The organism is Microbacterium sp. KSW4-4 (genome assembly GCF_023091185.1).
GTDB classification, from domain to species: Bacteria; Actinomycetota; Actinomycetes; order Actinomycetales; family Microbacteriaceae; genus Microbacterium; species Microbacterium paraoxydans.
In genome coordinates this window covers 26,423-37,333 of the sequence record NZ_JAHWXJ010000003.1, presented here as the reverse complement: position 1 = coordinate 37,333, position 10,911 = coordinate 26,423, and the positions used below count along the sequence as shown (strand labels likewise).

The 10,911-nt window shown below is 61.7% G+C and carries 15 protein-coding genes; 4 read left to right on the top strand and 11 right to left on the bottom strand.

Annotation, left to right across the window (positions count from 1 at the left end; translation table 11 throughout):
* Window positions 1-152: 152 nt before the first annotated feature.
* On the bottom strand, window positions 153-389 hold the full coding sequence (locus KZC57_RS16325) for a DUF3263 domain-containing protein (protein ID WP_247642248.1): 237 nt from the start codon (window positions 387-389) through the stop codon (window positions 153-155).
* A 333-nt stretch (window positions 390-722) separates the two neighbouring features.
* Here KZC57_RS16325 and KZC57_RS16320 point away from each other — a divergent pair, with 333 nt between their 5' ends.
* From KZC57_RS16320 to KZC57_RS16305, 4 genes are all read left to right on the top strand, one after another.
* Window positions 723-1,208, top strand: coding sequence for a hypothetical protein (locus KZC57_RS16320; RefSeq protein ID WP_247642247.1), 486 nt, complete (start codon window positions 723-725; stop codon window positions 1,206-1,208).
* Window positions 1,201-1,380, top strand: a complete 180-nt coding sequence (locus KZC57_RS16315) for a hypothetical protein (protein WP_247642246.1) — start codon at window positions 1,201-1,203, stop codon at window positions 1,378-1,380. Before KZC57_RS16320 ends, KZC57_RS16315 begins: the two co-directional genes overlap by 8 nt.
* A 222-nt stretch (window positions 1,381-1,602) precedes the next feature.
* Window positions 1,603-1,938, top strand: a complete 336-nt coding sequence (locus KZC57_RS16310; protein ID WP_247642245.1) for a hypothetical protein — start codon at window positions 1,603-1,605, stop codon at window positions 1,936-1,938.
* An 86-nt stretch (window positions 1,939-2,024) separates the two neighbouring features.
* Complete coding sequence (locus KZC57_RS16305) at window positions 2,025-2,681, top strand: hypothetical protein (RefSeq protein ID WP_247642244.1); 657 nt, start codon at window positions 2,025-2,027, stop codon at window positions 2,679-2,681.
* A gap of 60 nt (window positions 2,682-2,741) precedes the next feature.
* Here the strand turns inward: KZC57_RS16305 and KZC57_RS16300 are convergent, their stop codons facing one another.
* From KZC57_RS16300 to KZC57_RS16255, 10 genes are read right to left on the bottom strand one after another with little or no spacing between them, the layout of a single operon-like run.
* Window positions 2,742-2,978 carry a hypothetical protein gene (locus KZC57_RS16300; protein WP_247642243.1) on the bottom strand — a complete coding sequence of 79 codons (237 nt, stop codon included), beginning with the start codon at window positions 2,976-2,978 and terminating at the stop codon, window positions 2,742-2,744.
* Window positions 2,979-2,981: 3 nt separating this feature from the next.
* On the bottom strand, window positions 2,982-3,368 hold the full coding sequence (locus tag KZC57_RS16295) for a hypothetical protein (RefSeq protein ID WP_247642242.1): 387 nt from the start codon (window positions 3,366-3,368) through the stop codon (window positions 2,982-2,984).
* Window positions 3,368-3,817 carry a hypothetical protein gene (locus KZC57_RS16290; protein ID WP_247642241.1) on the bottom strand — a complete coding sequence of 150 codons (450 nt, stop codon included), beginning with the start codon at window positions 3,815-3,817 and terminating at the stop codon, window positions 3,368-3,370. The genes KZC57_RS16295 and KZC57_RS16290 overlap by 1 nt, the downstream gene beginning before the upstream one ends.
* Entirely contained in the window at window positions 3,817-4,554 is a 738-nt protein-coding gene (locus KZC57_RS16285) for a hypothetical protein (RefSeq protein ID WP_247642240.1), read from the bottom strand. Before KZC57_RS16285 ends, KZC57_RS16290 begins: the two co-directional genes overlap by 1 nt.
* A gap of 19 nt (window positions 4,555-4,573) precedes the next feature.
* Window positions 4,574-5,152 carry a hypothetical protein gene (locus tag KZC57_RS16280; RefSeq protein WP_247642239.1) on the bottom strand — a complete coding sequence of 193 codons (579 nt, stop codon included), beginning with the start codon at window positions 5,150-5,152 and terminating at the stop codon, window positions 4,574-4,576.
* A 10-nt stretch (window positions 5,153-5,162) separates the two neighbouring features.
* Window positions 5,163-6,029, bottom strand: coding sequence for a hypothetical protein (locus tag KZC57_RS16275; protein ID WP_247642238.1), 867 nt, complete (start codon window positions 6,027-6,029; stop codon window positions 5,163-5,165).
* Window positions 6,022-6,789, bottom strand: a complete 768-nt coding sequence (locus KZC57_RS16270; protein WP_247642237.1) for a hypothetical protein — start codon at window positions 6,787-6,789, stop codon at window positions 6,022-6,024. The genes KZC57_RS16275 and KZC57_RS16270 overlap by 8 nt, the downstream gene beginning before the upstream one ends.
* The gene (locus KZC57_RS16265; RefSeq protein ID WP_247642236.1) at window positions 6,790-7,980 is read right to left on the bottom strand and encodes a hypothetical protein; all 1,191 of its coding nucleotides are present in this window, start codon (window positions 7,978-7,980) and stop codon (window positions 6,790-6,792) included.
* Window positions 7,981-7,995: 15 nt separating this feature from the next.
* Window positions 7,996-8,823 (bottom strand): hypothetical protein, encoded by an 828-nt coding sequence (locus KZC57_RS16260; protein ID WP_247642235.1) that lies wholly within the window; start codon window positions 8,821-8,823, stop codon window positions 7,996-7,998.
* A 3-nt stretch (window positions 8,824-8,826) separates the two neighbouring features.
* On the bottom strand, window positions 8,827-10,866 hold the full coding sequence (locus KZC57_RS16255) for a tape measure protein (protein ID WP_247642234.1): 2,040 nt from the start codon (window positions 10,864-10,866) through the stop codon (window positions 8,827-8,829).
* Window positions 10,867-10,911: the final 45 nt, after the last annotated feature.

Genomic DNA, 10,911 nt, shown 5'->3' with positions numbered 1-10,911 from the left:
CGCCGGTTTCCGGTACCGTAGGTCGCAGGTTCGACTCCTGTCGGGGGCACTAGAAAACACTGGGCGAGCTAGGAAAACCCCGGCTCGCCAGTAGCCAAAACTGTAGCCACCTCGATTTTCGAGGTGGCTACGTTTTTGTCGGCGTGTCGCGCTCAGGCAGCACGTTTCGTCCGTTCGCGGGCTCGTTTCTCGATCCGCTCCCTCACCATGCGTGCCGTCAACGGGTCGATGCTGATCCCCTCGACGGATCGCGCGGCACGGTGGAGGAGTGTGTAATAGCGGACTTCGCTGATACCAAGTTGGTGGCGGATCGCGTGGGTCTTGGCTGGTGTGTGTTTCGGGTGGCGGGCTTCGAAGGCGAGTAGTTGAGCGGGCGTCACGGTTCCCATGATCGTCGTGGGGTGGGACATTGCGGCGTTAACGCAAAGCGCCCGCCACGAGGGCGGGCTACTTCGAGCGCAAGCCGCAGTCACCAGCGGCCTTCCACGCGAGTTTACCATTCAGGGGGCTTGCGTGGTGTAGGTACACCGCCTAGAGTGTAGGTACACCGAACCAAAGGAGATAGAGTTGGACGACCTGAGCGAGAACTGGCGCAGTATACGCGGTCAGGAACCTCCGAGCGCCGAAGAAGTGGCTCAGGCCGTTATTGAGATCGTCGCCCGCGAAGAGGCGGCGCGACTCCGGGAAGAAGAAGTGTCGGACCGCCAGCGTAGGAATGGGGAGTGAACATGAGCGATGACGGGCTGACAGGCGAGGAACGGTCGGCCGAGGCGAGCACAAGCGAACGCGGCCAAACGCGCACCGAACGCAGCCGCCAACTCGTGGCCCAGTGGCGGAATCGGAGGGCTTCCGGGGAATATGGCGGTGCCGTCGCGCCGACACAGGAAGAGCGTGACCACGTTTGCGAACTGACACGGGCAGTATTCGACGGCTCTCTCACGCTCGGAATGACCATCGGTGATGACGACGAGTGGATCAACACTGAGTCGGGCACGCTTCACCGCGGCCGATGCGTCACGGCGGCACACATGCTCGACGGACTCACGCAGACGTTCGCAAAGGTCGGTGAAACTCTTGATGGCCGCCCCGTCCTTGAGCGCGTACCCCAGAACCACACCGCCCACATCGCCCCTGTTGGACTCGGGGTCAGCTACACGCGCGTGTGCCGGCGTTGCATGCCTCAAGCCCATGGAGACCGAGATGAGTGAGCCGGATCGCTGGGGAACGAACAAGCCCAAGAACACCGCCAAGAACTTCCGCATAGAAGACGACGTGTGGGCCGACGCCAAACTCATCGCATCCAAACGCGGCGAAGTCATCTCAGACGAGATCCGCAAGTTCATCTACAAGTACGTGGAAGACAACAAGGACCTGCTATGAACTACCTCACCGAATACGGCGACGTGCGCGCGTGCACTTCGGCATGTACGAACCAGCCGATCGCACCTTAAAGACGGGGGGTCGCCCGCCCACCGTTGCCGGTAGAAATCGACCCCCCGCACGTTCAGTGTGACTGGTTCGGGGCGTGTTGGGAACCCTAGACTTGGGTTGTCTCGGCCGGGGGAAGGATCGTGTGGCATGTCTCGAGGCTTGTCCCCTGCCGTGAAGTTGAGTATCTCGCTGGATGCGATCTGTTCACGGAACAGGTACGCGTCTGATCCGGGGCCCGTGCTCGACGAACTGCGCGCAACAGCCGGCGAACGCGTAGACGTGTTGGCTGAGGCTGTGGGCACGTGGGTTGGGTACTTCGAAGACGAGTACACGGCAACCCTCTGCACCGCCCTCAGAACACTCCCAGGGCTCGAACCGTGGATCGCGTTGGGTCAGCATCGCCGGTCGCTCCCAGACCCATCGACTCCCGAACTGTTGGGGCACGGGCAGGCTGCGGCACTCCCCCTCTACATCACCACCAACCCCGCCATCCTCGACGCACCATGAGGGCTCGGATAACGATCGCGAACAACGTTCCCCAACCAGGACTCCCTATGGGTATCCTTAGCGCAAGCCAGTAAGAAAGAAGACCGATGAAGCCGATCCGCTCGGCGACAACGGCAGCGGTAATCGGCGCGACCACGGCAAGTATCGTCACTGCGTTGATCTTCGGTCAGACGCTCCCTTCACCGGAGCCCTCACCTTCCTCTGCCGTCGCGCCCACCGACGAACCGACTGCCACCGACCAGACGCACGACATTCGCGTGTCTACCACTGACGGGACGGAACAGCCCCCGGAGCCTGTACCGGACCCGGAAACCCCGCCCACTGAACCTGAGCCGGAACCCGAGCCCGAACCAACCCCGACTCCGACCCCGGAACCTGAACTGCAAGTGCAGGAAATCGGCGGGACAATCCGGTGGGTCAACCGCTACCAGTGGGGTGTCGTCGATGACCGCGCACACACCCCGTACGGCACCTCCCATGTTCTCGTCCTCAAAGACCGGGTACGCATCTTCTACGACTTCGGTGCCGCCGAGGTCCGCGACTTCAGCGTCACCGTTGACGACGAGTTCGCATCCGCCGACGTCCGAGTAGGGGCCTCGGTCGGCCTCACCTACGCTGACGTGTTCTTCTTCATGGGCAACAGCAAGAAGCGGGTCAACCCGTCCTTGCTGAGCAAGAAGGGCGCGAACGTCTGGTACTCCGGTTCGTTCAACGTGCTCACCCCGCCCGAACCCGTGCAGTAAACGCAGGAAGACCCCCACCCAGGCGCGAACCTGAGTGGGGGTCTTTTCGTTTCGCACCCCTTACGAGGGCGTGTTCGCGTTGTCGATCGCGATACCAAACACCAGACGCAGATACGTCCAGCCGGCCATCGCGGGAACGGTCAGCCACGTCACATCGAACCCGCTCGACGCCGCATCAACGGCAATAACCGTTCCGAGCGTGGCACCAACCACGTCCAGGGCGGTACGAGCGATCTTGCGCGCCTTCGGGCTCTCGATCACAACGTTCGGGGTCTCACTGGGAACAGGTGTATTCATATGTCACTCCTTGTAGATAGGTGGTTCTGTGTGCCACTCGTCATCGGCGAGGTAGCCCAGGCCGAGACGGTGGAGAATCTGAGGCGGCGGCATAGGCATGTCACCGAGACGGCCACGCTGACCCCACCGCCAGACGCCCACGATCCACTCGCGGAACGCGTTCTGGATCTCGTGCGATTCCTTCTTGACCGCGTCGAGCTCGGAGCGGATTGGGGCTACCTGCCGTTCGACCTCTTCACGGATGTACTGGGCGAGCTGGGACGCGTCATCGAAACGCTCCGTGATCCCAGTCGCCTTGTCGCGCTTCCGGGTAGCGATGAACACCAGGATCGCCGCGAGACTGCCACCGCCAAGCAACCCGCCAAGAAGCGTGCCGACCCACGCTTCCATCAGGCGGCCCTACGTGCGCGCTCTTCAATCCCGAGGATCCAAAGACGCAAACAGGGGATCAGCATCGCGGCGAGAAGAAGGCCCGAGACGGCATCCTTCGCACCATCAACTGTTGTTGGGGATGCACGCATAGCGATGAAGTAGAGGAGCAGCACGGAGAACAGCGCCCCCTTCCCAACGATCTCGAACGGCCACAACGCCGGGAACACCGCCCCAACGAAACAGGCCACCGCGAGCAGGAACCATGCCAGGTAGATCGCGAACGCAACCCCGGCCGGATACAGGGCCTCGATCGACGGGATGCCGACGAACAGCGCCCGCCCACCGACAACGGCCATGATGATGTCGAACGCCGGAAACACGAACCACTTCAGCGGCCCCGCATACTTCCGCTCAAGTACCGGCACCGCACCCGGATACCAGATCGAATGTCGCCACAGCCAGCGCATCAGGCGTGGATCTGCTTCTGCTGAGCCAACCAAGACGCCGCCAACGCCTTCGCCTCACGGATCACGATGTCGTAAGCCGCCTGGTCAAGCTTCTTCCCCGGCCCGTAGATCACCGCCCACGCGTTCGCCGTCTCCTGAACACGCGTAGTCCGGAACCCGCCCGGCACCGTCGCACCCACCAGAGCCCACGTAATACCGTTCTTCGTCGTCACCTGGACGATCAATGCCTTATCCATATCCGTCAACTCCTCGAGGATCGCTGTCGCACCCGGCTTGGGTGCGGTGATGTTGCCGGCGGCGAACCCCGGAGCAGTCCACACGTCGTTGAAGTCGCCGATGTGCCACAGTTCCTGCGGCGACACGAAATCGACCGTGAACCCGGCGAGCCTGCACAGGGCCTTGAACCGCGTCCAGGCGAGAGCTTCGTTGCCGGGCGCGAGGTCACGCCAGTTCGCGACGTCGATCGCGGCGACGAGATCTCCGCGGTAGATGAGACCATGCGACGAATACCCTGGTGTCGCCGCCCAGATCCCGAGATCCTTGCGGTACTGCACCTGCACATCGAACGGCCGGTACCCGTTCCACCCCGGCGTTACGTACAACTCCACCTGGTACTTCACGAGCGCCTGTGCGACGAGCCACCGCCACCGTGCCGCGGTACCCGCCGGGAGATAGACCTTCCCGCCGAGATGCACGAGCATGCTCAGCGGGAACCGTCCGTTGGTGTACCCGCCCATGGTTACCCCTCCCCGACGCTCACGAGAGCGTCCAGGAGCCAGACAACGGAAGAAGCTGACCCGCAGCGAGAGAACCAGTACGGTACGGAAGCCGAAGTCGTCCCGCGGTCGTCACATCCAACATGCCCGTGATCGCCGCGCCCTGCCCGACTGTCGCACCAACCCACCGGATTGCTCCCGGGCGTGCAGCAATCGGCACGGTCAGAATGTTGTCGAACGATGCACCCGACGCAACCGCCACCGCACCCTCAATGTGCACACGGTCACCGAACACCCGGATCACCACCGGGTACCCCGACGCGGCCGACCAGCCCGCACCAAACGAATCCGGATAGTAAGTGTCCTCACTGGTCGGATCCCACCAGTCGAACAGGTCATCGCTCCACACGTTGATGCGACCCGAGCTCTGGTTGAACACCATCAGCCCGTCGAACCTGTCTGCACCGAGGATCAGGTCACGCTCCCCCTCGGTCATCGCGCCCCGATAGTTGCCCATCTTCCCGATGAGTTCGAGCAGCTTGTTCAGGTCAGCGGTCGTCTGCGGGGTGTTGTTGAACTGGCCGAGACCCTTCACGCCACCCGTCGTTGTGTAACCCATGAGGGGCCTCCTAGCTTGTGTACGTGACGCGGACTGTCCCGGACTGTCCGTCGCGTTGCGTTCCGGACCAGATCGAGTAGCCGCCACCCGCGAACCCGAGCCCGCCCGTGTTCGCCTTCAGGTAGTCGATGAGAGAGGTAGGGATTGAGACCCACCCGCTGCGTGCAGGCAGCTCCGCGGTCGCCGCGAACGACACCGGCCCGACAGGTTTCGTCGCGGATCCGTGCCGCCCGAACGGTGCAGCACCAAGGTTCTTCCGCTGCGGGAGATAGATCTGCGCCGAATGGATCGTCGCCCCGTCAGGGATCGTGTCGCGGATCTTGGTCCCGTAGAACCACGCCCCGATATTGCTCGCCGAGCACCACACATCGTTGATGCGCCACCCATGACCCGACTGGTACGAACCGGAATCGATGGCCGTGAAGCTACGCGTCTGCCGCTTACCCCCACCACCGGGAGCAGGCGGAACATCAGGGTCAGGGGGAACATCGGAACGGATGCCGTCAATCCAGCAACCCGAGTTCCACGACAGACGCACCTTGTCACCCGCCGAGTACGTCCGCGGGAAGTCATACGTCGCGGTGACCTGTCCGATATCCGTAGACACCACGGCACGCCCGCCAGACACCGACACCACCACCCCGACAGCCGGTTTCGCAGACGTCGGACCAAGCAAGTAAGCGACGCCATCGGTGACCATCACCCAAACGGGTTCATTCACCTCGGGGCGCCACGGTGTAGCGAAGTACGCCGGCACCCGCCCATCGTTGAAATCAACCGACGCGCGGGCACCCTCCAGCCCACGAAAAAAGCCGGATACGACCTGTACCCGGCTTCGATCCCCCACCAGCTTGAGGATTGTTTGCGCCTCAGTCATTCCCGACCTCCATCAACCCCACCACCCAGAAGTTCCCGGAAGGTTCGGTGAGCGTGGCCGGGTTGATCTTCCGCACACCGGGCCGGTTGATCCAGAACTTCATGTCGGTCGTCGGGGTCTTCGCCGAGGTCGCCGAGTTGTACGGGAACACCATCGCCCCGATCGTGTCGGCAGCGCGCCCCTCATTCGATACCCGCAGGTTCGCGGAACGAACCACCACGCTCCCGCCGTACTGCTCTGCGATCGCGGCATGGTTGAAGCTGATGAGCCCCGTCGTACCGTTCATCGTGACGCTCGTGATGAACCCCGTCGTTGACGTCCACGCCGACCCGTCGTACTGCACGTAGTCGTTGAACCCAGCCGGGGAACCAAACCGGATGTTCGCCGACGACAACCCCACCGACGCGCCCGCAACAATGCCCCGCTCGGCGTACGTCTCATCAGACCCAACCAGCAGAGTGATAACCCTCGACGCGGTGAACCCGTAATCCAACACAACATCCGTCGCCGTTTGACTGATCGTCGTGAACCCCAGACGCTCATGAGTCGCATCGTCGATGTACGTGAACCCGGACCCCGTGTTGCGGATCGCGCAACCCACAGCCCGAACCTTCCGACCCGCCGCCGTCTGCATCGCACCCAACTCGTTGATGTAATCAACAGCTTCCGCGTACTGCGTCTGCCAATGGGCGGCATCCTCGGCGCGAATGGGAGTCGAGCGATCAGGCTTGTCCTTATAAACCCTGGGCACAAAAACCATTTAGATGTTCCCTCCGAAGTACGTTCCATCGCCCAAGAAGGTCGAATCACCAAACAACAGGTAAGGCTCCGGGTAGGCGACTTCCGAAGTACCCGCAACCTCAACCGTCAACCGCTGCGTCGCATCACCACGATCAATCGAAACCACACGACCAATCAGCCACTCATTCGGACGCTCCACCAACACCACATCGCCACGCTCACGCAAAGGATTAAACAACTCCTCCACCGGCACCACACGCGTCCGCAAAGTCGACACCTGCGCCAACGTCTCATCAGCCCACTTCTGCGCCTGACTCTTCGTCGTCACATACTCACTCGACAAATACCGAGTCCTCGCACCAAACGGCGACCGCGAACCATCAACATTCCGCACCCGCAACGGGCCAGTCCTCAACTCCGCCACAGCCAAAATCGCCGCCTGATTCGCACCATTCGCACGAACCACAACACGGTTATAAACCTGCGCCGCCGACATCGAATTACCAACCTCGACCAGCACCCCCAACCGGATACGATCAACCGGCTCAGGCCACGACTTCGGACGAGCACTCAACGCACCATCCGCATTCATATGAGGAACAGCCGACAACACCACATCCATCAAGTCATACAAAGCATCAATCTTCTCGTCCTCATACATCACCGAACGAGGCACAGGAGCATCCGGAACCGCACGCTCCAACACAAACCCACTGATCCGACCAACCTCATCCCACGCCGACACCAACGACGTAGGAGCAGTCGGAGCATCGAACGTCTCCTCCGCGATCGCCGCCAAAGTCTCCTTCAACTCCAGCTCCACCGTGGAACCGACAGTGATCCAATCCCCCCGGAACCGCATCATCTCGTCACGAGCAGACGGAACATTCGTGATCTGAAACCACCCATACGACACGCGCTCCGAAAACGAACCCGCCTCCACCACACAAAACACCTGCAATTGGGCACCAAACGGGGCCAGAGAATCCTCCACCCCCGCCGGCGAAACAGACGTCGCAAACGCATCCGACCACACAACCGTGCACGAACCAGACTGCTGAATCGTCGCGTTCGCATCCTCCTGGAAACGAACATCCGACAACGGCACATCCTGCAACCGACGCTCACCGTTGTAATAGACATCCGCCGCCCAATAGAAGTTGAACGAACCCGTCAGAATCCCCTTGAGGATGTCAGAACCAAAACGCATGACACCCCCAAGGAATCAACCAGCCAACCCCGCCAACGAGTAATCCCGATCCATATCCGTATACGACGCATAAGCAGCATCACGCTCGTCATACGACACATACGCCGCATCCAAATCGTCATACGTCAGCAACGGAACAGCGAGACCCGGGAACGGAGGCTGAACCTCAGTACCCGTAAACAACGCCACGGAACTAGCGCCACCCCAACGAATCGAGACATCAAGTTCGTCCGGGTCCGACACGCTCAGGAACAGAGTTCCCGGAAGCCGAACAGACGGCGGTGTCCGAACAATCAGCACCGACACTTGGCGGTTCGAATAGTCGCCAAGCATGGTCTGGAAGGCATCAGCCTCTTCAACACCATCGAGCAATAGCCCGAACCTCACACCCACCACACCGCGACGGCCCGCTCCGATATGCGTGCCCACAACCTTGCCTTCGGTGTAGACCACCTCTCCGACAGTTGGACGCTTGTTCGTACCCAACGACACATCAGTCATAGCCGACTCGGGCTTGCGGATGAACAGAGTGGGGTCCAACGGGTTGTGCATCGTCACCCCGAAGTTGGGAACGTCGACACTTCCCGCTGCGGTCCAGCCCAGGGAGGCACCCGCCGCGGTGAACATCTCCGCCCGATACTCGACAGAAACTCCGGGAGGAGCCTCGAAGTCGAGAGCGGCAACCCCGGGGGGAATGTTGACCCCGCCCCGAACCTGCCACTCTCGACCCTCCGAGTACCGCCACACCTGAATGTACGCAGTGTCGGGCTCGAGTCCGCTCGGGTCGAAGAACACCTCAACGTACGGGTTGCCCGAGACGTCCACGGAAAGCTCAATCACCATGAACTACCTCCTCGAACCGTTCTCCAGAGCCACCCTCGATAGAGCTGACTGCTGGACGATCTGCTCCTGGATCATGCCCCTCATCGGGCGCCCGTCCACGAGCATCGTGAACGTCGCACCGGCCAACGACACCTCGGACGACTGACCACCATGAGCGGAACCCAGGAGGTTGGTCAGGCTCGAGAACGAGAACTCCGGACGGAACGACTCCGCACCAACCGCAAACTGCTCCATCAACGACTGGCCACCATCGAACACGGCCGCCCAACCCTGACCCGAGAACGGGCCACGGAGAGCGGGCGAATGCGGGAAGAACCCCTGCGCCCAGCTCAGCACGCCACCGATCGCATCACCCACGTTGCGGATCATCGAGTTAATCCCGTCGATGAACCCCTGCAACAGGGCGCGCCCCGAACTGACCAGCCACGAACCAGCACCCGCGAACAGATTCTGAATGTGACGAGGCAACCCAGTGAAGATCGAAACGACACGGCTGACTCCACTGCTGAACACCGAAGTCAGCGTCGACCAGATGCGCGTCGCCGTCCCGCTGATGTTCGACGCCGCCGAACTGAAGAACGACGTAACCCGCGACCACGCAGCGTTCCAGGTAGAAGCCACCTGCGACACCAACCCCATCAAGAAGTTCAACGCCGGCGCCAACCACTCATTGATGCCACGCGCCATATCGATGATCGGACCCTGAGTGCCCTCAATCTGCCGACCCCACTCATCCATCGTTGTGTTGCCGTTCAAGAACAACAGCAGATTCACGACGAACGCCGTCAACTCCGCCAACCCCTGAATCAACGGCACCAGCACCGGGACCAGAATCGCGAGCGCCTCGGTCAGCACCGGAAGAATGTCAACAGCAAGCTGAACGAGCGGTGGAATCAGCGGCAGCAACGCCACCAGCAGATCAGTCAACGGCGGCGCCAACTGCTCCACAGCATCGACAAGAGCCTCCGACAGCATCGGGATGACGGGCTCCAGCGCCTCGGCCACCTGCTCGAAGGTGGCAGCAAGCACCGGCCCGATCTTGGAACCGAGCTCCCGCAGGACAGGAACCAGCGGCTCGAGCGTCGTCAGCAGGATGCCGAACGGTGTGGAGTCGAAGTTCGCAATGAACGAGTCCAGCCCGGCTAGGAACCGTTCCCCGAAACCATCGAGCTGAACTAGGCCGCCGAGCTTGTCCTGAATGCGCTGAACCCACGGCCCGACGCGCTCCTCCAAGCCGTCCAGGATGACAGTGATCTCGTTGAAGAACGTCTTAGCGCCAGAGAGGCCATCCCCGACGAAGGCGAGCCCCAATCGGGAGAGCGAGGCGCGCATGTTCGCGAAAGCACCGCGAGTCGTGTTGCCCGACTCAAGAGCCGCACCACCAATGTTGTCCTCGATCGCCTTACGGAACGTGGCAGCGTCGATCTCACCCCGCGACACCATCTTCTGAAGCTCATCCGCAGTGACCCCATACTCCTTCTGAAGCCACTGCATGATCGGGATACCCCGCTCCGTCAACCGATTCAGGTTCTCCATCCCCGCGTAACCCTTAGAGGTCACCTGGTTGATGATGTCGCCCATCTCACCCATCGACGTGCCAGCAATCGTCGCCGCATCCGCCGTCAACCGCAGATACCGCTCCAACTCCTGACCCGGCTTGATACCCGCAGCAACCGCAGAAGCCGCAGTCGTCGCCGCAGCATCCAAACCAAACGCCGTACCCTTCACCGAAGCAAGAGCGTCCTGCATGATCGCCTCAACGGCCTTCGTGTCATGCCCGAGACCCTTTAGCTTCGCCGTCGCATCCTCGATGTTCAGAGCACGCGAAATGCCCCCACCGACTGCCAGGGCGCCAACCGTCGTGACGATCCCGGCGACAGCAAGCGCCCCGCGCTTGGCCCATCGGGTGACACCGGAGAAGAAGCCGTCCGACGACTTCTCAGCACCCTTGAAAGCAGACTCCGCCTCCGTCTGGACGCCCTTCGAGAAGCCCTTACCGGACGGAAGCAGCGACACATAGGCAACACCGATTTCCTGCGCCACGAAACGCCCCCTCTCTGCCCCAAAGGGCGAAAAGGGGCAGTGCCC

What these genes read in the sequence shown, in the direction of transcription:
- KZC57_RS16275 (WP_247642238.1), bottom strand. Translation starts at nt 6,029, where the DNA reads ATGACTGAGGCGCAAACAATCCTCAAGCTGGTGGGGGATCGAAGCCGG.
- KZC57_RS16270 (WP_247642237.1), bottom strand. Translation starts at nt 6,789, where the DNA reads ATGGTTTTTGTGCCCAGGGTTTATAAGGACAAGCCTGATCGCTCGACT.
- KZC57_RS16260 (WP_247642235.1), bottom strand. Translation starts at nt 8,823, where the DNA reads ATGGTGATTGAGCTTTCCGTGGACGTCTCGGGCAACCCGTACGTTGAG.
- KZC57_RS16265 (WP_247642236.1), bottom strand. Translation starts at nt 7,980, where the DNA reads ATGCGTTTTGGTTCTGACATCCTCAAGGGGATTCTGACGGGTTCGTTC.
- KZC57_RS16300 (WP_247642243.1), bottom strand. Translation starts at nt 2,978, where the DNA reads ATGAATACACCTGTTCCCAGTGAGACCCCGAACGTTGTGATCGAGAGC.
- KZC57_RS16305 (WP_247642244.1), top strand. Translation starts at nt 2,025, where the DNA reads ATGAAGCCGATCCGCTCGGCGACAACGGCAGCGGTAATCGGCGCGACC.
- KZC57_RS16315 (WP_247642246.1), top strand. Translation starts at nt 1,201, where the DNA reads ATGAGTGAGCCGGATCGCTGGGGAACGAACAAGCCCAAGAACACCGCC.
- KZC57_RS16285 (WP_247642240.1), bottom strand. Translation starts at nt 4,554, where the DNA reads ATGGGCGGGTACACCAACGGACGGTTCCCGCTGAGCATGCTCGTGCAT.
- KZC57_RS16325 (WP_247642248.1), bottom strand. Translation starts at nt 389, where the DNA reads ATGGGAACCGTGACGCCCGCTCAACTACTCGCCTTCGAAGCCCGCCAC.
- KZC57_RS16295 (WP_247642242.1), bottom strand. Translation starts at nt 3,368, where the DNA reads ATGGAAGCGTGGGTCGGCACGCTTCTTGGCGGGTTGCTTGGCGGTGGC.
- KZC57_RS16290 (WP_247642241.1), bottom strand. Translation starts at nt 3,817, where the DNA reads ATGCGCTGGCTGTGGCGACATTCGATCTGGTATCCGGGTGCGGTGCCG.
- KZC57_RS16280 (WP_247642239.1), bottom strand. Translation starts at nt 5,152, where the DNA reads ATGGGTTACACAACGACGGGTGGCGTGAAGGGTCTCGGCCAGTTCAAC.